Origin of the sequence: Streptomyces sp. NPDC002328 (assembly GCF_042890065.1) — a bacterium.
GTDB lineage: Bacteria > Actinomycetota > Actinomycetes > Streptomycetales > Streptomycetaceae > Streptomyces.
Map to the genome: position 1 here is coordinate 1 of NZ_JBIARQ010000001.1, position 18,559 is coordinate 18,559.

Sequence of the window (18,559 nt, forward strand, 5' to 3'; positions counted from 1 at the left end):
AGGTTTCCCATACGTCAGGCCCGACCGTCTCGCCGACCCACTCACCCATCGCCACATGACGAGTCTGGCCCTGCCGCTGACGCGGCAGGGCCAGAACCCCAAGATCTTCATCGGCCTTCTAGCGCGCGACGAGTTCCCGCACGCGGTCCACGAGCTGTATGAGGACCGGGTCGCCCGCGCTCGCGTGGGCCTCGGACGGGTTCAGGATGAGCAGGAGCAGGCTGACGAAGGCCAGGGTGGGCAGGGCGAGGGCCCACCAGGGCAGCAGGGTGCCGAGGCCGCCGCCCGGGGCGGCCGGGTGGGGCCGGGTGTGCGTGCGCGCCGCCATGGGTGCCTCCGCTGGTCTGCGAGTCGTCCGTGGACCGCCGCCTGCGGTCACACTTCGAAGGTACGGACGCGGAGGCCCTCGGCCCATCCGGTGATCCACCCACTTGACCCTGACCCTGACCCCCTAGGGGACGGGGGGTTAACCCCACCCTCCGTGAGGGGCGGGGCGGATCCGTCGGGGCGGCGTCAGGGCGAGGCGATCGTCGCGATGACGCCGATGATCACGAAGATGAGGAAGAACGAGCCGAAGACGAGCAGCATCTTCTTCTGACCGTTCCGGGGATTCGGATCGAGCACTGGCATGGGTCAAGTCTCGCACCCGGCGGGGACGGCGACTCCCCCGGGGTCAGCGCGCGGCCTCGTCCTCCACCGTGCGGTCGCGTCCCGCCAGGACGCCCACCGCCATCTGCGGGACCATGAGCACCGCCATCAGCGCGAGCGGCAGCCCCCAGCCGCCGCTGTGCTGGTAGAGCACCCCGACCAGCAGCGGACCGGGGATCGAGATCAGATAGCCCGTGCTCTGCGCGAAGGCCGACAGCTGGGCCACTCCCGCACCGGTCCTGGCGCGCATCCCGACCATCGTGAGCGCCAGCGGGAAGGCGCAGTTGGAGACGCCGAGCAGCAGCGCCCACGCCAAGGCGCCGCCGGCGGGCGCGAAGTAGAGGCCGGCGTACCCGACGAGGCCGCAGACGCCCAGCGCGATCACGATCGGTCCCTGGTGCGGCAGCCGGGTCGCCACGCGCGGGATGACGAAGGCCAGGGGCACGCCCATCGCCATCGTGACGGCGAGCAGGAGTCCGGCCGCGCCCGCGGCCACGCCCGCGTCGCGGAAGATCTGCGCCATCCAGCCCATGGTGATGTAGGCGGCGGTGGCCTGGAGCCCGAAGAAGACGGCGAGCGCCCAGGCGGTACGGCTGCGCGTCATCCGCAGGCCGCCCGCCGCGCCCGGGTCCGACCCGCCGGGGTCCGACGCGTCCGGGCCCGAGGCATCCGGGTCCGGGGCCGACGCGTCGGCACCCGGCGTCCCCCCGCGCGCGGTGCGCCGTACCGTCGCCCTCTCCCCCCGCTCGCGGGCCAGCGGCAGCCAGGCGAGCACGGCCGCCGCGGCGAGGCCCGCCCAGATCGCGAGCCCGGACTGCCAGCCGCCGCCGAGCGCCTCGGTCACGGGCACGGTGGCCGCGGCGGCGATCGAGGTGCCGAGGGCGAGGGCCATCGAGTACAGCCCGGTCATGGAGCCGACCCGGTCGGGGAACCAGCGCTTGACGATCGCGGGCATCAGGACGTTGCTGACGGCGATGCCCATCAGAGCGAGGGCGCTGGCGGCCACGAAGCCGGCCGTGCTGTGCGTGTACGGCCGTACGAGCAGCCCCGCGCCGATGGCGACCATGCCCGCGCAGACGACGGCGCCCGCGCCGAAGCGGCGGGCGAGCCGGGGCGCGGTGACGCCGAAGACGGCGAAGCAGAGCGGCGGCACGGAGGTGAGCAGGCCGGCCACGGTGCCGCTCATGCCGAGGCCGTCGCGGACCTCTTCGAGCAGGGCGCCGAGGCTGGTGATGGCGGGGCGGAGGTTGAGGGCGGCCAGCACGATGCCGACGACGAGCAGCCGCCGCGTCCACGCACGCGTGGACGTGCGCGGCACCCGCGCATCGACCCGGGGCTCCTCCACCGCCGGGGGCTCCCCCGTCGCCGGTGCACCACCCGGACTCGGGGAAGTCGTCCGGGAAATCGTCCGTGTCTCCTCACGCGCCATGCCGCCCATCATAGAATCATGGGATGATTGGTTGTCCACCCGGGTCACCGTCCCCGGCCGTGCCCGCGCCGCCCCGTCCGTGCGAAGGTGTGCCATGCCTCTGAGTCATCCCCGTCGCTCGGCGCTGTCCGAGCAGGTCATCGCCGCGCTGCGTCATCAGATCACCTCGGGCGAGTGGCCGGTCGGCGCGCGCATCCCGACGGAGCCGGAGCTGGTGGAGCAGCTCGGCGTCGCCCGGAACACGGTCCGTGAGGCCGTCCGCGCGCTCGCGCACAACGGCCTGCTGGACATCCGGCAGGGCTCGGGCACCTATGTCGTCGCGACGAGCGAGCTGGCCGGCGTGATGCACCGCCGCTTCGCCGGCGCCGACCCCCGGCACATCGCCGAACTGCGCTCCACGCTGGAGTCGGGGGCGGCGAAGCTGGCCGCCGAGCGGCGTACCGAGCGGGATCTGAAGCAGCTCGACGCGCTGCTGCTGCGGCGCGAGGAGGCGTGGGAGTCGGGCGACGCGGAGGCGTTCGTCGCGGCGGACACCAGCTTCCACATGGCGGTGGTGGCCGCCTCCCACAACGACGCGATGACCGCGATGTACGCGGACCTAGGCGAGGTGCTGCGGGACTGGCTGCGCGCCGACGTCGGCGAGGAGCTGAAGCCGGAGACGTTCATGGAGCACACGCGGCTGGTGGACGCGATCCGGGCCGGGGACGCGGAGGCGGCCGGCGTGGAGGCGGCGAGCTATCCGTTCCAGTGCCGGCCCGGACGGTTCACCGCCGCTGGTGGCTGACCCAGACCGTGGCGACCTCCTTCCAGCAGCGGCCGCTCAGCCGCACGGTCACGGCGGGGCCCGCGTCGGCGGGGGCGCCGTCGGTGTCGAGGTCCCACCAGCGTTCGCACTCGATGTGCAGGCGTACGCGGTCGGTGCGGGCGTAGGGGTTGTGGCAATGGGCGACCACATGGGAGCCGCGGACGTCGATCCGGCATTCCGCGCCGAACAGCTCCGGCGGGGCGGTGGGTTCCCGTGCCTCCACGCGCGTGTGGGACAGCGCGTCGTACGGCAGGGAGAGGACGAGACAGACGGCGACGGTCAGTGGGACCAGGCTGCGAGACAGGCGCACAAGGGGACCTCCTCGGCCGAGCTGGGGAGGGAAGCGCGGTAACGGACCCGCACTTCAGAGTGGCTTGTCAGGCCCGCCCCGCGCCCGGTCAGCTGGGCCGAACGGGTGAGGGCCCGCGTCGCTCGGACGCGGGCCCTCACCCGTGGAAACCGTGGGCTCGGCGTCCCGTGAGACCCTCAGCGCCCCGGCGGCGTCACGCGCCGATGGCGTGCAGACCGCCGTCGACGTGGATGATCTCGCCCGTGGTCTTCGGGAACCAGTCGCTCAGCAGGGCGACCACACCGCGGCCGGCCGGCTCGGGGTCCTTGAGGTCCCACTCCAGCGGGGAGCGGTCGTCCCACACGGCGGCCAGCTCGCCGAAGCCCGGGATGGACTTGGCGGCCATGGAGGCGAGAGGGCCCGCGGAGACGAGGTTGCAGCGGATGTTCTGCTTGCCGAGGTCCCGGGCGACGTAACGGCTGGTGGCCTCCAGGGCGGCCTTGGCCGGCCCCATCCAGTCGTACTGCGGCCATGCGAACTTCGCATCGAAGGTCAGACCCACGACCGAGCCGCCGTTCTGCATCAGCGGCAGGCAGGCCATGGTCAGCGACTTCAGGGAGTACGCCGAGACGTGCATGGCCGTGGCGACGGACTCGAACGGCGTGTTGAGGAAGTTGCCGCCGAGGGCGTCCTGCGGGGCGAAGCCGATGGAGTGGACGACGCCGTCGAGGCCGCCGAGCTCCTCGCCCACGATGTCGGCCAGGCGCCCGAGGTGCTCGTCGTTCGTGACGTCCAGCTCGATGACCTTGGTGGGCTTGGGCAGCTTCTTGGCGATGCGCTCGGTCAGCGTGGGCCGCGGGAAGGCGGTCAGGATGATCTCGGCGCCCTGCTCCTGGGCCAGCTTGGCGGTGTGGAAGGCGATGGAGGACTCCATCAGCACACCGGTGATCAGGACGCGCTTGCCCTCGAGAATTCCGCTCATGGTGATCAGTGACCCATTCCCAGTCCGCCGTCAACGGGGATGACGGCTCCAGTGATGTACGAGGCGTCGTCCGAGGCGAGGAAGCGCACCGCCGCGGCGATCTCCTCCGGCCGCGCGTACCGGCCGAGCGGCACCTGGGAGACGATGCCCTCGCGCTGCTCGTCGGTGAGCACCTTGGTCATGTCGGTGTCGACGAAGCCGGGCGCGACGACGTTGAAAGTGATGTTGCGCGAGCCCAGCTCACGGGCGAGGGAGCGCGCGAAGCCGACCAGTCCGGCCTTGGAGGCTGCGTAGTTGGCCTGTCCGGGCGAGCCGTACAGGCCCACGACCGAGGAGATCAGCACGACGCGGCCCTTCTTGGCGCGCAGCATGCCGCGGTTGGCGCGCTTGACGACGCGGAAGGTGCCGGTGAGGTTGGTGTCGACGACCGAGGTGAAGTCCTCCTCGGACATGCGCATCAGCAGCTGGTCCTTGGTGACGCCGGCGTTGGCGACCAGGACCTCGACGTTGCCGTGGGCGTCCTCGATCTCCTTGTAGGCCTGCTCCACCTGCTCGGGGTCGGTGATGTCGCACTTGACGGCCAGGAAGCCCGCGGGCGGCTCCCCCGAGCGGTACGTGATCGCGACCTTGTCGCCGGCGTCGGCGAACGCGCGGGCGATGGCGAGGCCGATGCCCCGGTTTCCTCCGGTGACGAGAACCGAGCGGCTCAACGGATCACCCTTTCGATAGGGATCTGAACACACCCGCCCGAACGCTGGATGACAGGCGGCTTCCTTCGAAACCTATCGGTCGGCCCCTGCTCACGGACATTCGGGCACCGACAGTGGGGCACGGGAGTCGCTGTGGGGTTTCTACAGTCGTCACCCGTCCCGCCCCCATCGGAGATCGGCGGCGGACAGCTTGGCGCACAGATCGTCGAGCTCCTCGTCCCCGAGGACGTCGCGGTGCGAGAGCGTGTTGCGGGCTTTGACCAGAGCCGCCAGCAGGACCCTTTCGTCGAGCGGCAGGGCGACATGGCCGCTGAGGCAGGCGTGCTGGAGCTCGGCGGCCTCGGCGCACCGGAAGGTGCGCTCCGGGCGGGCGTCGCAGTCGGGGAGCCGGGCCCGCATGTGGAGCTTCACCAGTTCGGCCGCAGGCCGGTTGGCGAAGGACAGCGCCAGGTCGGCCAGCCGGTACCGGGCCTCCTCGATCCACGGCATCAGCACGCGGGCCTGGGCCAGGCCGACCAAGGCGTTGAGCCGGTCGGTGCGCCCCGCGCCGCCGTCGCTGTGCCACAGGGCGGGGTGGAGGCGGGGCCGGCCTTCCCAGGCCTGCACGATCCCGTCCGCCCAGGCGCGGCGCAGTCCGGACGGGGGCTTGTGCTGAAGGCCCGCCCCGCCGCGCACCGTCGGGCATTCGACGTGCGCCTTCCGTGTCCGGGCGGCCAGGCAGGCGCGCAGACAGTCGTCCAGGCTGCGGTCGCTGCCGTCCCAGCGGGCGTGGAGGTCCACGGCGAGGGCGAGGTCGGCCCCGCACACCTCGCCTATCACCTCGGCGCGCACCGCGCGCACGACCCGGGTGCGCAGCACCGCGCCGCCCTGGGCGGTCCTGCCCCGGTCCCGGTGTCCGCCCGACCCGCTCAGGAGGGTGGCGCTGTCGAGCCGGCCGATCGTGCCCCACCACCAGTGGACGGCGGCGGCGCCCAGTTCCCGTTCGCATTCGTCGGGGAGCTGGGGAGGCAGGTCCCCGAGTCGGCCGGTGACCATCAGCCGGGGCCGCTGATCGGGGAGGAGGCCCGCCTCCTTGACCGCCGCTCCGAGGGCGCGGACCAGCCGGGCGATGTCGTGGCCGCGCTCTCCCGCCCGCCCGGCGCCGCCCTGCCGGGGTCCGGGTTCGGTCCAGGCTCTGATGCCGATGACCGGCCGCCAGTGCGCGGCCGGGTCGGTCAGCTCGTCGAGCGCGTGGTCCGGGTCGACGGAGAGCTCCTTGGCCAGCCGGGTCACCAGCTCCGACGGTCCGCCTTCCACCGGCGCGGACGTCGGCGGGGTGCGCGTGGGCGTGGGCGTCGGCAGGTCCCAGCCGATGTCGAAGCCGTCGTCGAACCCGTCGAGGAGCGGCACGTCGGCGACGGGCCGTGCCGGTTCGTCGTGCCAGGCGGCGGTCTGCGGGGCCGGGGCCGCGGGCTCGGGCAGCTCGACCTGTTCCGGCCAGCGCGCCATCACCGCGCGGTGCAGCTCCTCGGCGACGCCCTGGTCGACGAGGTCGTCCGGCATCAGCCACACGCAGGTACGGCCGGCGGCCAGATCGGCCGCGATGCGTTCGATCTGGCCGCGCACACCGGGCAGCCGGGCCAGTTCCTCTCCGGTCGGGAGCACGCCTCACTCCCCGGCGCGACGGGCGGCCACGGCGCGGAAGGTCACCGGGTCCACCGCGATGCCGTCCGCGAGCTCGTCGATCAGGCCGAGCCGTTCCAGGCGCGTGAGCCAGGTCTCGGTCTCCGCCTCGGGCAGTTCGACCGCCTCGGCGACCTGGTCGATGGGGATGCCCTGGCCCTCGCTCACATACCCGTTCCACAGGGCGAGCAGGTCCAGGTCCCCGCGCTCCAGGCCGGACGCCTCGCAGTGCCGGTCGAGGTTGTCCGGCTGCCGGATCACCCGGCCGATCTTGTCGAGGGCGCTGTCGAAGGTCGCGCCGTTGACGGTGACCTCCGCGATGGCGGGTTCCACCCAGGTGGCCCAGCCTCCGGTCACCTGGATGAGTCGCGTGCGGTCGGCGGTGGACACGAACGGGCACTCCGGCCAGGCCCGCAGGCTCTCCACCGACCACCGCTCGGGGCGCAGGAAGCGCACCGGCAGCGGTTCCGCGTCCGCCGCCTCTCGCGGCTCGCGCAGCGTGCCCGCGGCCGGGGCGTCGGCGATGACGAACACGGACCGGTGGTTGGAGCGTTTGCGGCCCTCGGCCTGGTGGACGAGGGTGTCGGCCGCGGGGCCCGCGTGCTCCACGCACAGCCGCACCGCCTCGGCCAGGGGCACGCCCTCCAGGCCGCGCAGGTCGAGGGCGAGGACGTAGTTCTTGCGCAGGCGTGAGGCGTCGGTGAGGACCGCGCGCAGGTCGTGGGCGGCCGTGGCCCGGCGGACCTCCACGCCGCGCGTCTCCGCGAACCGCTCGGTGGCGGTGATCATCAGCTCCGGCCGGTGCAGTCTGGTGGTGCCGATCACCGTGACGCCCGGCTGGGCGGCCTCGTGCAACTGGCCCTCGGTGAGCGGGCTGTAGCGGGTGACATAGCGGTTGGGGTCGCTGCCCGTGTAGCGGCCGAGGAGCCTGCGGGCCGCCCGGGGGTCGTACTCGTAGGGCTGGCTGAACTCGGTCTCCCTCAGCTCCAGCAGCAGTTCGTCGCGGGTGCCCAGCATGTTGACGACGTTGGGGCTGCGGACGGCGAACCGGGAGCGGTCGCCCAACTGCACGAGCAGGCCCAGGCCGACCATCTCCCGGAGGTAGATCTGCACCTGTTTGACGCCCAGTTCACGGAAGCCCTCCTCCCAGGCCTCCACGGCCCACTGGAGGAGTTCCTCCGCGGAGTAGTCGCCCCGGTAGCCGTCGTCGAGGCTGCGCAGGGCGATGACCAGGGTCAGGACGCGGTAGCGGTCCTCCAGGTTGATGGTGAACCGCAGCCGCTCGGCCAGCCGGGTGCGTACGGTCTCCGAGGCCGCGACGTCCTGGACGTCGCTCTCGGTGATGCGGGTCGGGCGGTCGTGGCCGCGCTGGGAGCGTCCCTGGAGGGTCCGGACGAGCTCGCTGCAGAATATCTGCACCAGGTTGGCCTGGTAGTTGGTGATCGCCAGGATGCGCCACACCAGCTCCGGGCGTTCGAAGACGAAGCCCAGGGCCGCCATGGGTTCGGTGACCAGGCGTACGGCCGCGGTCGGGTTGAGCGGGCCGACCAGGACGTCCGGACCGCCGTGCGCGGTCGAGACGTTGGACAGCTCGCCGAAGCGCTGCACCTGGTGGAGGCCCGCGAACACGACCTTCAGGCGGCGGTCCGTCTGCTCCATCAGGTGCTGGAAGCGCTTGACGTTCTGGAACGTGGACTCGCCGCCGGAGCGGAAGACCCGGCGGGAGTCGGCGGTGAGGAACGCGTCCGCCTCGTCGGCGAGGATCAGCAGCCGGCGCGAGTCGTCGGCGTCCAGCCAGCTGCGGATCGCCTTGGCCACCACGTCGGGGCCCGCCTGGTCGGACACCTTCCGCGGGTCGATGACCTTCTGCCGCTTCAGGTCCTCGGCGAGCAGGTTCCAGATCCGCTCCGGGGACTCGGCCTGGCCGATCTCGGCCTTGACGAGGTCCAGGTAGACGGCGACGTTGGCGTCGGAGTTGCTCGGGAACAGCTCCGCCACCCGGCGCAGCAGCGCCGACTTGCCCAGCTGCCGGCCCCCGTAGAGGAAGAGCCCGCCCTCCGGGTTCATCACCTCGCGCAGTTCCTGGTCGCGGCCGTAGAAGACCTCGGGCGGGACGGCGCCCGCGACGAACGGGGTGTACGGGTCGTAGGACGCCCAAGGCAGCGTCACCCGTTGCAGCGCGCGGAAGGCGCCGGGAGCGCGGGCCGCCATCCAGCCGAGGACGGCGGGGTCGACGACGAGGGCCTGCTGCGCCTTCCGGCGGGAGGCCTCGGTGAGGGCGCGGCGGCCCTCCCGCCCGAGCGGGTGCAGGTAGAGGACGATGTTCGCGTCGACGTCGGAGTCCTCCAGGTGGGCGAGGGGCCCGTCGGCGCGCTGCTCCTCCCAGATCAGCAGGACAGTGTAGGAGGTGGCGCGGGAACCGAGGGCGGCGACGTACCCCGGCGCCTCGGCGACGAGCGCGCGTCCCTTGAAGCGGCGGACGCCCTGGCTCGTGCGCTCGGCCTGGAACTGGCCGGTGGGCTTCAGTCCGAGCAGCCGCAGCACGCGGGAGATGTGGTGGCGCCAGTCACCGTTGCGGCCCTTCTTCGTGCAGAGGGCCTTCCAGGAGGCGAGGCCGAGATCGGCGTTGGGCGTGACCTTCTCGCCGCGGCCGTAGCGGTCGACCCACCAGCCGGCGGGGACGCCGTCGCCGCCGGGCGCGGGGGCTCCGGGGCCGGCCAGGCCGGCCAGGAACTCGCGCAGTTCGGCGCCCTCCTCGTCGGAGCGGTCGGGGAGCCGCTGTCCGCTCTCCACCAGGGCGAGGAACTCCTGCGCGGTGACGGTGTCGCCCTCGTCGATCAGGCGCAGGATCCGCTCGTGGTCGGGTTCCGAGAGGGGGCGTTCGGGGTCGAGCCACACCGCTTCGAGGCGTTCGCGCAGGCGGTCGGTCGACTCCGCGACCCGACCGGTCAGTTCGGCCGCCAGGTCGCGCAGGGCGTCGAGGGCGTAGCGGTAGCGGCCCGCCTCGTCGCCGTCCGCGAACTCCTGGAGCCGGCCGGTGAACTCGCGTTCGGTGTCGGAGGGCATGAGGTTGAGCGTCCGGATCTGGGCCAGGTGCGAGGCGGCCAGCCGGTGGTGCTCACCGATCTCGCGGCGCCATGCCTTCTCCGCCTCGCGGCACCGCCGTACGGCGTCCTCGAGCCAGTCGGGCTGTGCGTCCGGCTCCACGCCGGACTCGCCGGCCGTCCGGACGAGCGCCCGTGCCAGATGCAGGTCGCCGCGGTCCAGGTACTCGGCCAGGGCCGTCTGCGGGGAGGCCGGGGCGAGCAGGCCGGCCAGGGCGGGGGCGGTGCGCGGGTCGGTGAGGTCGGGCCGGCCGAAGGCGTCGCGCGGGAGGTTCGGCAGGAGCAGCAGACAGGATTCGGAGGGGCGCATGGAGCCGTCCGGTGCGACCAACGCGGCGGTGTGGACCACGGGTTGGGCGGCCAGCCACCGGCGCAGGAGGCCGAGGGCCGCGCCGCCGATGCCGGGCGGGTCGTCGCAGGCGGCGAGTTCCGCCACGGCGGACTCGAGCTGGGGCACCTTGGAGCCGGAGGCGGCATCCCTGGCCTGGGCCGCGGCGGCCATCGCCTCGGCCTTGGCCGTCAGCTCCCCCACCGAGCGGATCGTGGCGTGCAGTTGGCGCAGCGCGCCCGAGTGGATGGCTTCCCTGGCCTGCTTCGGGGTGCGGAAGCGGCTGTCGGCGTCCTCGATGAGCCGGTCGACGTACTCGCCGCGGCGCAGGTTCTCGCCGAACGCCCTGAGCGCGGTCGCGTCGGCGGTGCCGCGCGCCCAGTCCAGCACCGTGCGCAGCGCCTGGTGGAGCTCTCCCGAGGGGCCGGTCAGGTACTGGAGGACCCGGGAGGCGCGCTGGTACTTGATCTTCCGGCGCGGGAGGTCCTCCAGGAGGACCCGCGCGGACTCCTCGATGTCCCGGACGGTGAGCTGGTGGTCCAGTTCGGAACGTTCCTGGGCCGCGCCGGGCACGAAGACGTGGCACTCGCGCACGGCCTCCTTGAGCACCATCAGCAGCAACTGCCAGGGCTGGGAGAGCCCGGAGGGCAGCCCGAAGTCGCTGACGAGGGCATGCGGCCAGCCGGCGGTGAGTCCTGACCTCATCGCGGCGACGAGGGCCACGAGATGCGCCTCACGGTCCTCGACGAGGTCGAGGGTGGTGATGTCGTGCTCCATCTGCACCTGGGTGGCGCCGTCCACGTCCACGGCGGCGAACGCGGCCGTGAGGAACGAGAGCGCCTTGGTGCGATGCGGGTGCTCCCCGGACGCCGCCGTCATCCAGTACGCCTGCGCGAGGTGTCCGCGGGTGAGGAGTCGCGCCAGCGGGGAGGGGCCGTTCTCCGACGCCGTCCAGGGGTGGACCACTTCCTCGGTGAGCTGCTCCGCGGGCGCGGCGACACTGGCGGACCTGGCGGCCGGACGGTGCTCGGTGCTCGTCGGGGGCAGCACGGCCGGCGCCGCCGGTTCGGCCGGGGCGGGGGCGGGGGCGGGTGGGTCGGTGTCCTCAGGGACGGCGGGGATCGCCTCGGCGGGCGTCCGCGCGTCCGCCGCCGAGGGCGGGGCGGAGCGGGCGGCGCGGGCGGCGACGCTCTCCGCCGTGCGCAGGTCGGTCCCGTCGGCGCGGCCGGCGATGCTCTCCGCCGAGGGCGAGCCGGTTTGGGCGGCGACGCTCTCCGCCGTGGGCGGGCTGGTCCGGGCGGGGCGGGCGGCGATGCTCTCCGCCGAGGGCGGGCCGGTTCTGGCAGCGCGGGCGGCGACGCTCTCCGCCGTGGGCGGGCTGGTCCGGGCGGGGCGGGCGGGGACGCTCTCCAGCGAGGGAGAACCGGTCCGGGCCGCGCGGCCGACGACACTCTCCGCGGTGCGCGGGTCGGTCCGGTCGGCGACACTCTCCGCCGTGGGCGAGCCGGTCCGGTCGACGCGGGCGGCGGCGCTCTCCGCCGTGCGAAGTTCGCCCGCTGCACCCTGCGGGGCGGCCCCTGCACCGTGCGGCGTGGTCGCCGACTCGGTGGTCTCGGTCTGCGCCGTCGGGCCGGGGCCGCCGTCCGCGGCGGGTGCGTCGGCGTCTTCCGGCCCGGGGTGCGTTCCCGGCGCGACGGGAGCGGCCCCGGGCTCCGCGGGCGACGGCTCCGCGGGCGACGGCTTCGCCGGCGGTTCGGCGGAGGCCGGTTCCCCTGCCGGCTCCGTCACCGCGTCCCCGTCCGCGGTCGGCGACGACTCGTAGCCCGCCAGCGCCTCCCATCGGTCCAGCTGGCCGCGTATGCCGTCCAGCGCCATGCGCAGACCGTCGGCCTCCGCCTCGGCGACCGCCCCGGCGATCAGCTCCTCGTACTGCGCGGCGCGCAGCCGGAGCCGCTCCAACTGGGCGCGGGCTTCGGCCTGTTCGGCACGGGCGCGGCGGAGGCGGTCGAGTTCGGCCTCGAGTTCCGTGTAGCCGGCGTCGGCAGGCCACTGCCCCCGCCGCGCGGACACAGCGTCGGCGAGACGTCCGCGCTCCTCGACCCACGCGGCCAGCCGGCCGGTGAGCCCGTCGGCCGTCCCGGGCAGCCGGCCCTCCGCCACGGCAGCGGCCAAGTCGCCTAACTCTGCCGCGAGTTCGGCACCGGACGAGCGCAGCGCGTCCACGGCGCCCCGTACCGCGTCGGTGTTCTCGCCGTCGCCGCTGACACCACCGGCACCGCTGTCGCCGTCCGCCGTCCGTGTCCCGGCCGTCGTCATCCCCGTCCCCCTTCGCCCCTCGCCATCACCCGGCGCCGCGCGGTGCCGGCAGCCGTCTCCCGCCTTGTCTCCCCGCTGATCCACCGGCGCACGCGGCTGCTTGCGTTCGCCCAGCTCCCGGGCGAGCGCCGGACCGACGCCCAGCGCTCCGGGCTGCGGTTCCCGGTCGGCCGCGGCCAGGCACCGGTCCTTGTGCCGTACGGCCACCTCCGCCGCGGGCAGCCTCCCCAGGGCGTCCGGCGCGAGCAGGCCGTAGACGGCGCAGCGGGCCAGGGGCGGATCGAGGACTTCCAGCATCAGGAGCAACTGGTCCTCGGTGGGATGAGCCACCACCTGCCCCGGAAACCCGTAGGCGCCCACCAGCGCCCGGGACGCCCAGGTGACACCGCACGCCGCCGCCGACTGGAGCATGTGGTCCGTCGCGTTGGTCAGCCAGACGCGCACCGACTGCGTGTCGCGGCGCGAGGAACAGGCCGCCGTACGGGCGTCTTTCGTCCCGTCCCGGGGCCGCCGGTGCAAGCAGTGTCTGCGCCGCAGACAGGGGTGCTGGGCCAACAACCCCCGCATACCTCGCTTGTCGAGCGACAGCAGCCACGTCCGAAACTCAAGCCCCCAAGCCTGCATGGACAGATACTGGCACTCGCCGCCGACAAAGCACCCCGAGTCACGGGAAATCACGCGGAGTCGAGGCGCGGGGTGGCACGATCTTCCTGCGCCCGCGGCCGGAGGTACATGATTCACTCCGAGGAACGGTCTTCACACGCGACAGCGCGAAGGGAACCCCATCCGTGCCCCATGAAATCGATCAGTCATTTCTGGCACTACCCCTGCGCGCCCTTGCCGACGCCGCGCTCGCGCGGGCGCGGGCGCTCGGGGCCGAGCACGCGGACTTCCGGTTCGAGCGGGTGCGCAGCGCGTCGTGGCGGCTGAGGGACGCCAAGCCGGCCGGGTCATCGGACACCACGGACCTCGGGTACGCGGTGCGGGTGGTGCACGGCGGGACGTGGGGGTTCGCCTCGGGCGTGGATCTGAGCATGGACGCGGCGGCCCGGGTGGCCTCGCAGGCGGTGGCGATGGCCAAGCTGTCGGCGCAGGTGATCAAGGCGGCCGGGTCGGACGAGAGGGTGGAGCTCGCCCACGAGCCCGTGCACGCCGAGAAGACGTGGGTGTCGTCGTACGAGATCGATCCGTTCACCGTGCCGGACGAGGACAAGGCGGGGCTGCTCGCGCAGTGGAGCGCGCGGCTGCTGGCGGCCGACGGGGTCGATCATGTGGACGCCTCGCTGCTCACCGTCCACGAGAACAAGTTCTACGCCGACACCGCGGGGACGGTGACCACGCAGCAGCGGGTGCGGCTGCACCCGGCGCTGACGGCGGTGTCGGTGGACGAGTCCAGCGGTGAGTTCGACTCGATGCGGACGATCGCGCCGCCGGTCGGGCGGGGCTGGGAGTACCTGACGGGGACCGGCTGGGACTGGGACGACGAGCTGGAGCGGATTCCGGGGCTGCTCGCCGAGAAGATGCGGGCGCCGAGCGTGGAGCCGGGGCTGTACGACCTGGTCGTCGACCCGTCCAACCTGTGGCTGACCATCCACGAGTCCATCGGGCACGCCACCGAGCTGGACCGGGCGCTCGGCTACGAGGCCGCCTACGCCGGCACCTCGTTCGCCACCTTCGACCAGCTCGGCAAGCTGCGCTACGGCTCCGAGCTGATGAACGTCACCGGCGACCGCACCGCCGAGCACGGTCTCGCCACGGTCGGGTTCGACGACGAGGGCGTCGAGGGCCAGTCCTGGGACCTGGTGAAGGACGGCACGCTCGTCGGCTACCAGCTGGACCGGCGGATCGCGAAGCTCACCGGGCTGGGGCGCTCCAACGGCTGCGCCTTCGCCGACTCCCCCGGGCACGTGCCCGTGCAGCGCATGGCGAACGTGTCGCTCCAGCCGGATCCGGCGGGGATGTCGACCGAGGATCTGATCGGGAGCGTCGACCGGGGCGTCTACGTCGTCGGCGACCGGTCGTGGTCCATCGACATGCAGCGCTACAACTTCCAGTTCACCGGCCAGCGGTTCTTCAAGATCGAGAACGGGCGGATCACCGGGCAGCTGCGGGACGTGGCCTACCAGGCGACGACGACCGACTTCTGGGGCTCGATGGCGGCGGTCGGCGGCCCGCAGACCTACGTCCTCGGCGGCGCCTTCAACTGCGGCAAGGCCCAGCCGGGACAGGTCGCCGCCGTGTCGCACGGCTGCCCCTCCGCCCTGTTCAAGGGCGTCAACATCCTCAACACGACGCAGGAGGCCGGTCGATGAGCGCCCGTATCAACAAGCCGCACGAGATCGTGGAGCGGGCGCTGGAGTTGTCGCGGGCCGACGGCTGCGTCGTCATCGCGGACGAGCAGTCGACCGCCAACCTGCGCTGGGCGGGCAACGCGCTCACCACCAACGGCGTCACGCGCTCGCGCACGCTCACCGTGATCGCGACGGTCGACGGCAAGGAGGGCACCGCCTCCGGGGTCGTCTCCCGGGCGGCCGTGACGCCGGACGAGCTGGAGCCGCTGGTGCGGGCCGCCGAGGCCGCCGCGCGCGGCGCCGCCCCAGCCGAGGACGCGCAGCCGCTGGTGACGGGCGTGGCGCGGTCCCCCGAGTTCACGGAGGCGCCGGCCGAGACCTCCTCCGCCGTGTTCGCCGACTTCGCGCCGGCGCTGGGCGAGGCGTTCGCACGCGCGCGTGCGGGCGGGCGTGAGCTGTACGGCTTCGCCAACCACGAGGTGGTGTCGACGTACCTGGGCACCTCGACGGGGCTGCGGCTGCGGCACGACCAGCCGAACGGGACGCTGGAGCTCAACGCCAAGTCGCCGGACCGTACGCGCTCGGCGTGGGCCGGCCGGTCCACGCGGGACTTCAAGGACGTCGACCCGGCGGCGCTCGACGCGGAGCTGGCCGTACGGCTGGGCTGGGCGCGGCGGCGGATCGAGCTGCCCGCGGGGCGGTACGAGACGCTGCTGCCGCCGACGGCCGTCGCCGACCTGATGATCTACCAGCTGTGGTCGGCGTCGGGCCGGGACGCGGCGGAGGGTCGGACGGTGTTCTCCAAGCCGGGCGGCGGTACCCGTGTCGGCGAGCGGCTGACCGAGCTGCCGCTGTCGCTGCGCAGCGACCCTCACGAGCCGGGCCTGGAGTCGGCGCCGTTCGTGATCGCGCACTCCTCCGGCGGCGACCAGTCCGTCTTCGACAACGGGCTGACGATCGCCTCCACGGAGTGGGTCGCCGGGGGCGAGCTGAAGCACCTCACCACCAGCCGGCACAGCGCCGGTCTGACCGGTCTCCCGGTGGCCCCCGGCGGCGACAGCCTGATCCTGGACGGCGGCGACGACCGCTCCCTGGAGGAGATGGTCGCGGGCACCACGCGCGGGCTGCTGCTGACCTGCCTCTGGTACATCCGCGAGGTCGATCCGGCGACGCTGCTGCTGACCGGTCTGACTCGGGACGGCGTGTACCTCGTGGAGGACGGCGAGGTCGTCGGCGAGGTCAACAACTTCCGGTTCAACGAGTCGCCGGTCGACCTGCTGGGCCGGGCGACCGAGGCCGGGCGCACGGAGAAGACGCTGCCCAGGGAGTGGAGCGACTGGTTCACCAGGGCCGCGATGCCCGCGCTGCGGGTGCCGGATTTCAATATGAGCTCTGTCAGCCAGGGCGTATAACCTCGTAGCCGGTAGTCACTCGACTGCCCGAGAACGTCAAGAAGATCACCGAGGAGACACGAGAACCGTGACGGACATCGTCGACGAGCTGAAGTGGCGGGGGCTGTTCGCCCTGTCCACCGACGAGGACGCTTTGCGCAAGGCGCTCGCGGACGGTCCCGTCACGTTCTATTGCGGCTTCGACCCGACCGCCCCGTCCCTGCACGTCGGGCATCTGGTGCAGGTGCTCACCGTGCGCCGGCTCCAGCAGGCCGGTCACCGGCCGCTGGCACTGGTCGGCGGGGCGACGGGCCTGATCGGCGACCCGCGCCCGACGGCGGAGCGCACGCTGAACGACCCGGAGACGGTCGCCGGCTGGGTCGGCAAGCTGCGCGGCCAGATCGAGCCGTTCCTGTCCTTCGAGGGCGAGAACGCGGCCGTGATGGTCAACAACCTCGACTGGACGGCCGGTCTGTCCGCGATCGAGTTCCTGCGGGACATCGGCAAGCACTTCCGCGTCAACAAGATGCTGACGAAGGACTCCGTGGCCCGCCGGCTGGAGTCCGACCAGGGCATCAGCTACACCGAGTTCAGCTACCAGATCCTCCAGGGCATGGACTTCCTCCAGCTCTACCGGCGCTACGGCTGCACGCTCCAGCAGGGCGGCAGCGACCAGTGGGGCAACCTCACGGCCGGCCTGGATCTGATCCACCGGCTGGAGCCGGACGCGTCCGCGCACGCGATCGCGACGCCGCTGATGACGAAGGCCGACGGCACCAAGTTCGGCAAGACCGAGGGCGGCGCGGTCTGGCTCGACCCGGAGATGACGACCCCGTACGCGTTCTACCAGTTCTGGCTGAACGTGGACGACCGGGACATCTCCCGGTACCTGCGGATCCTGTCCTTCAGGTCCCGTGCGGAGCTGGAGGAGCTGGAGCGGCAGACCGAGGAGCGGCCGCAGGCGCGGGCCGCGCAGCGGGCGCTGGCCGAGGAGCTGACCACGCTGGTGCACGGCGCCGAGCAGACGGCCGCCGTGATCGACGCGAGCCGTGCCCTCTTCGGGCAGGGCGAGCTGGCCGGCCTCGACGACCGGACGCTGGCGGCGGCGCTGTCGGAGCTGCCGCACATCCAGGTCGCCGAGCTCCGTCCGGTCGTGGACCTGTTCGCCGAGGTCGGGCTGGTGGCCAGCAAGTCCGCGGCGCGGCGCACGGTGAAGGAGGGCGGGGCCTACGTGAACAACGTGAAGGTCGCCGCGGAGGACTCCGTCCCGGGGCGGGAGGAGTTGCTGCACGGGCGGTGGCTCGTGCTGCGGCGGGGGAAGAAGAATCTGGCCGCGGTGGAGGTCGTCAGCGGGAGCTGAGGTTCGCTCCGCGGGGTGCGCCGTAGGGGTGCGGGTGTTCTGCGGGCCGCGCGTGCGTCGTGGCTGGTCGCGCCCCGCGGCGGAGCCGCATGTCGACACTGCCCCGCGCCCCTTTTGCGGTGCCCTTCGGGCGCCTGCGACGGGGGCTCAGACCCGTTGCTTCCTCTTGCCCAGTGTCTTCATGTACAGCATGTCGCCGAGGGCGACGATGATGATCGCTGCGATCAGTTGGAAGATGTGGCGGCTCCAGTCGATGCCGGGGGTCTCGGCGACGCCGAAGCCCCGGGCGACGGCGTTGCCGACGACCGCACCGAGGATGCCGAAGATGGTGACCAGCCAGAGCGGACTGTGCTGCTTGCCCGGAATGATCGCCTTGGCGATCAGGCCGAGTATGAATCCCACGATGATCGCCCACAACCAGCCCATGGCTGCCTCCTTGTACGGCTCGACGTGAGCATTGCCCCCAGTTTCGGCCCGTCCGCCGTACGGCGCATGTCGGGTGATGTCGTACACGTTCCGGCGTAGCGGTGTCCGTGCGGGCGGGAGAGGGCCCGGTCTCGAAGGCGGCGCAGCCGCGGCGTACCGTGGAGACCGGGGAGAGTTCGACGCGGGCGGATGGTGGAACGCGATGCGGAAGCAGGGTGGCGGCGGGAACGTCCAGGTGTTCCGGATCACCGGGGCCCGGCAGGGGCTCCAGGACGATGTCCGGGCGCGGCAGCGACGGTATGTGATCTCGATGTCGGTCCGTACGGTGTCGGTGATCCTTTCCGCGGTGCTGTGGAACGTGGAACGGCATGTGGCGATCGTGGCGCTGGTCCTCGGCCTGGTGCTGCCGTACATCGCGGTGGTGATCGCCAACGCCGGGCGGGAGAACGCGCCGGGGCTGCCGACGACGTTCGTGACGGTGCCGACGCCGCCGATGATCACGCCGCCCGGGACGGACGGGCGCGGCCCGCAAGAGGAGCGCTCCGCGGAAGCCGGGCGGGAGGACCCGGGGCCCCGCGAGGGGGAGGCGCAGGCCGATCAGGCTGAGCGCAGGCCGTGAGTCGGCCATGGGTCGACTGTGCGCCAAGCTCAGGAAAAGCTCAGATCAATCATGTTGTTCCGGTGCCCTGCGGCCAGTTGGCCGTGACATACTTCGTACGACGCTCCGCATCCCCCGTCGGAGCGACAGACCGACGCCGGGCAGCTCCCCCCGTGGCTGCTCGGCGTCGCCTTTTGTGCGCGTGTCGGCGAGACGAATC

The 18,559-nt window shown here is 72.8% G+C and carries 14 protein-coding genes; 5 read left to right on the forward strand and 9 right to left on the reverse strand.

Translation table 11 applies throughout. From position 1 onward, the window contains the following. Positions 1–118: 118 nt before the first annotated feature. The 3 genes from ACFYX4_RS00005 to ACFYX4_RS00015 all read right to left on the reverse strand — a co-directional run bounded on the left by ACFYX4_RS00005 (position 119) and on the right by ACFYX4_RS00015 (position 2,089). Entirely contained in the window at positions 119–328 is a 210-nt protein-coding gene (locus ACFYX4_RS00005) for a hypothetical protein (protein WP_389323156.1), read from the reverse strand. A gap of 185 nt (positions 329–513) precedes the next feature. Next, positions 514–630, reverse strand: a complete 117-nt coding sequence (locus ACFYX4_RS00010) for an SGM_5486 family transporter-associated protein (protein ID WP_389323159.1) — start codon at positions 628–630, stop codon at positions 514–516. Positions 631–673: 43 nt separating this feature from the next. Continuing rightward, positions 674–2,089, reverse strand: a complete 1,416-nt coding sequence (locus ACFYX4_RS00015) for a CynX/NimT family MFS transporter (protein ID WP_389326626.1) — start codon at positions 2,087–2,089, stop codon at positions 674–676. An 82-nt stretch (positions 2,090–2,171) separates the two neighbouring features. Between ACFYX4_RS00015 and ACFYX4_RS00020 the strand changes: the two genes are divergently transcribed. After that, positions 2,172–2,861, forward strand: a complete 690-nt coding sequence (locus ACFYX4_RS00020) for a FadR/GntR family transcriptional regulator (RefSeq protein ID WP_389323162.1) — start codon at positions 2,172–2,174, stop codon at positions 2,859–2,861. Here ACFYX4_RS00020 and ACFYX4_RS00025 read toward each other — a convergent pair. The 5 genes from ACFYX4_RS00025 to ACFYX4_RS00045 form a co-directional block, all read right to left on the reverse strand. After that, positions 2,842–3,192 (reverse strand): hypothetical protein, encoded by a 351-nt coding sequence (locus ACFYX4_RS00025; RefSeq protein ID WP_389323165.1) that lies wholly within the window; start codon positions 3,190–3,192, stop codon positions 2,842–2,844. The genes ACFYX4_RS00020 and ACFYX4_RS00025 overlap by 20 nt on opposite strands. Positions 3,193–3,385: 193 nt before the next feature. Beyond that, positions 3,386–4,153 carry an enoyl-ACP reductase FabI gene (gene fabI, locus ACFYX4_RS00030; protein WP_045560796.1) on the reverse strand — a complete coding sequence of 256 codons (768 nt, stop codon included), beginning with the start codon at positions 4,151–4,153 and terminating at the stop codon, positions 3,386–3,388. Positions 4,154–4,158: 5 nt separating this feature from the next. Beyond that, entirely contained in the window at positions 4,159–4,863 is a 705-nt protein-coding gene (gene fabG / locus ACFYX4_RS00035; protein ID WP_389323169.1) for a 3-oxoacyl-[acyl-carrier-protein] reductase, read from the reverse strand. 150 nt (positions 4,864–5,013) lie between these two features. Continuing rightward, positions 5,014–6,507, reverse strand: a complete 1,494-nt coding sequence (locus ACFYX4_RS00040) for a hypothetical protein (protein WP_389323173.1) — start codon at positions 6,505–6,507, stop codon at positions 5,014–5,016. 3 nt (positions 6,508–6,510) lie between these two features. Continuing rightward, entirely contained in the window at positions 6,511–12,717 is a 6,207-nt protein-coding gene (locus ACFYX4_RS00045; protein ID WP_389323176.1) for a hypothetical protein, read from the reverse strand. Between the two features lie 344 nt (positions 12,718–13,061). Here ACFYX4_RS00045 and ACFYX4_RS00050 point away from each other — a divergent pair, with 344 nt between their 5' ends. From ACFYX4_RS00050 to tyrS, 3 genes are all read left to right on the forward strand, one after another. Next, positions 13,062–14,585, forward strand: a complete 1,524-nt coding sequence (locus ACFYX4_RS00050) for a TldD/PmbA family protein (protein WP_389323179.1) — start codon at positions 13,062–13,064, stop codon at positions 14,583–14,585. Then, entirely contained in the window at positions 14,582–15,976 is a 1,395-nt protein-coding gene (locus ACFYX4_RS00055) for a metallopeptidase TldD-related protein (protein ID WP_389323182.1), read from the forward strand. Before ACFYX4_RS00050 ends, ACFYX4_RS00055 begins: the two co-directional genes overlap by 4 nt. A 67-nt stretch (positions 15,977–16,043) precedes the next feature. Further along, positions 16,044–17,315, forward strand: a complete 1,272-nt coding sequence (gene tyrS / locus ACFYX4_RS00060) for a tyrosine--tRNA ligase (protein ID WP_389323185.1) — start codon at positions 16,044–16,046, stop codon at positions 17,313–17,315. A 147-nt stretch (positions 17,316–17,462) separates the two neighbouring features. Here the strand turns inward: tyrS and ACFYX4_RS00065 are convergent, their stop codons facing one another. Continuing rightward, a complete protein-coding gene (locus ACFYX4_RS00065) occupies positions 17,463–17,741 on the reverse strand; it encodes a GlsB/YeaQ/YmgE family stress response membrane protein (RefSeq protein ID WP_389326629.1) in 279 nt (92 codons plus the stop codon). 202 nt (positions 17,742–17,943) lie between these two features. Here ACFYX4_RS00065 and ACFYX4_RS00070 point away from each other — a divergent pair, with 202 nt between their 5' ends. Further along, entirely contained in the window at positions 17,944–18,360 is a 417-nt protein-coding gene (locus tag ACFYX4_RS00070; RefSeq protein WP_389323188.1) for a DUF3099 domain-containing protein, read from the forward strand. Positions 18,361–18,559 lie beyond the last annotated feature (199 nt).

Coding starts and splice junctions, on each gene's coding strand:
- ACFYX4_RS00005 (WP_389323156.1), bottom strand. CDS start 328: ATGGCGGCGCGCACGCACACCCGGCCCCACCCGGCCGCCCCGGGCGGC.
- ACFYX4_RS00010 (WP_389323159.1), bottom strand. CDS start 630: ATGCCAGTGCTCGATCCGAATCCCCGGAACGGTCAGAAGAAGATGCTG.
- ACFYX4_RS00015 (WP_389326626.1), bottom strand. CDS start 2,089: ATGATGGGCGGCATGGCGCGTGAGGAGACACGGACGATTTCCCGGACG.
- ACFYX4_RS00020 (WP_389323162.1), top strand. CDS start 2,172: ATGCCTCTGAGTCATCCCCGTCGCTCGGCGCTGTCCGAGCAGGTCATC.
- fabI (WP_045560796.1), bottom strand. CDS start 4,153: ATGAGCGGAATTCTCGAGGGCAAGCGCGTCCTGATCACCGGTGTGCTG.
- ACFYX4_RS00055 (WP_389323182.1), top strand. CDS start 14,582: ATGAGCGCCCGTATCAACAAGCCGCACGAGATCGTGGAGCGGGCGCTG.
- ACFYX4_RS00065 (WP_389326629.1), bottom strand. CDS start 17,741: ATGGGCTGGTTGTGGGCGATCATCGTGGGATTCATACTCGGCCTGATC.
- ACFYX4_RS00070 (WP_389323188.1), top strand. CDS start 17,944: ATGCGGAAGCAGGGTGGCGGCGGGAACGTCCAGGTGTTCCGGATCACC.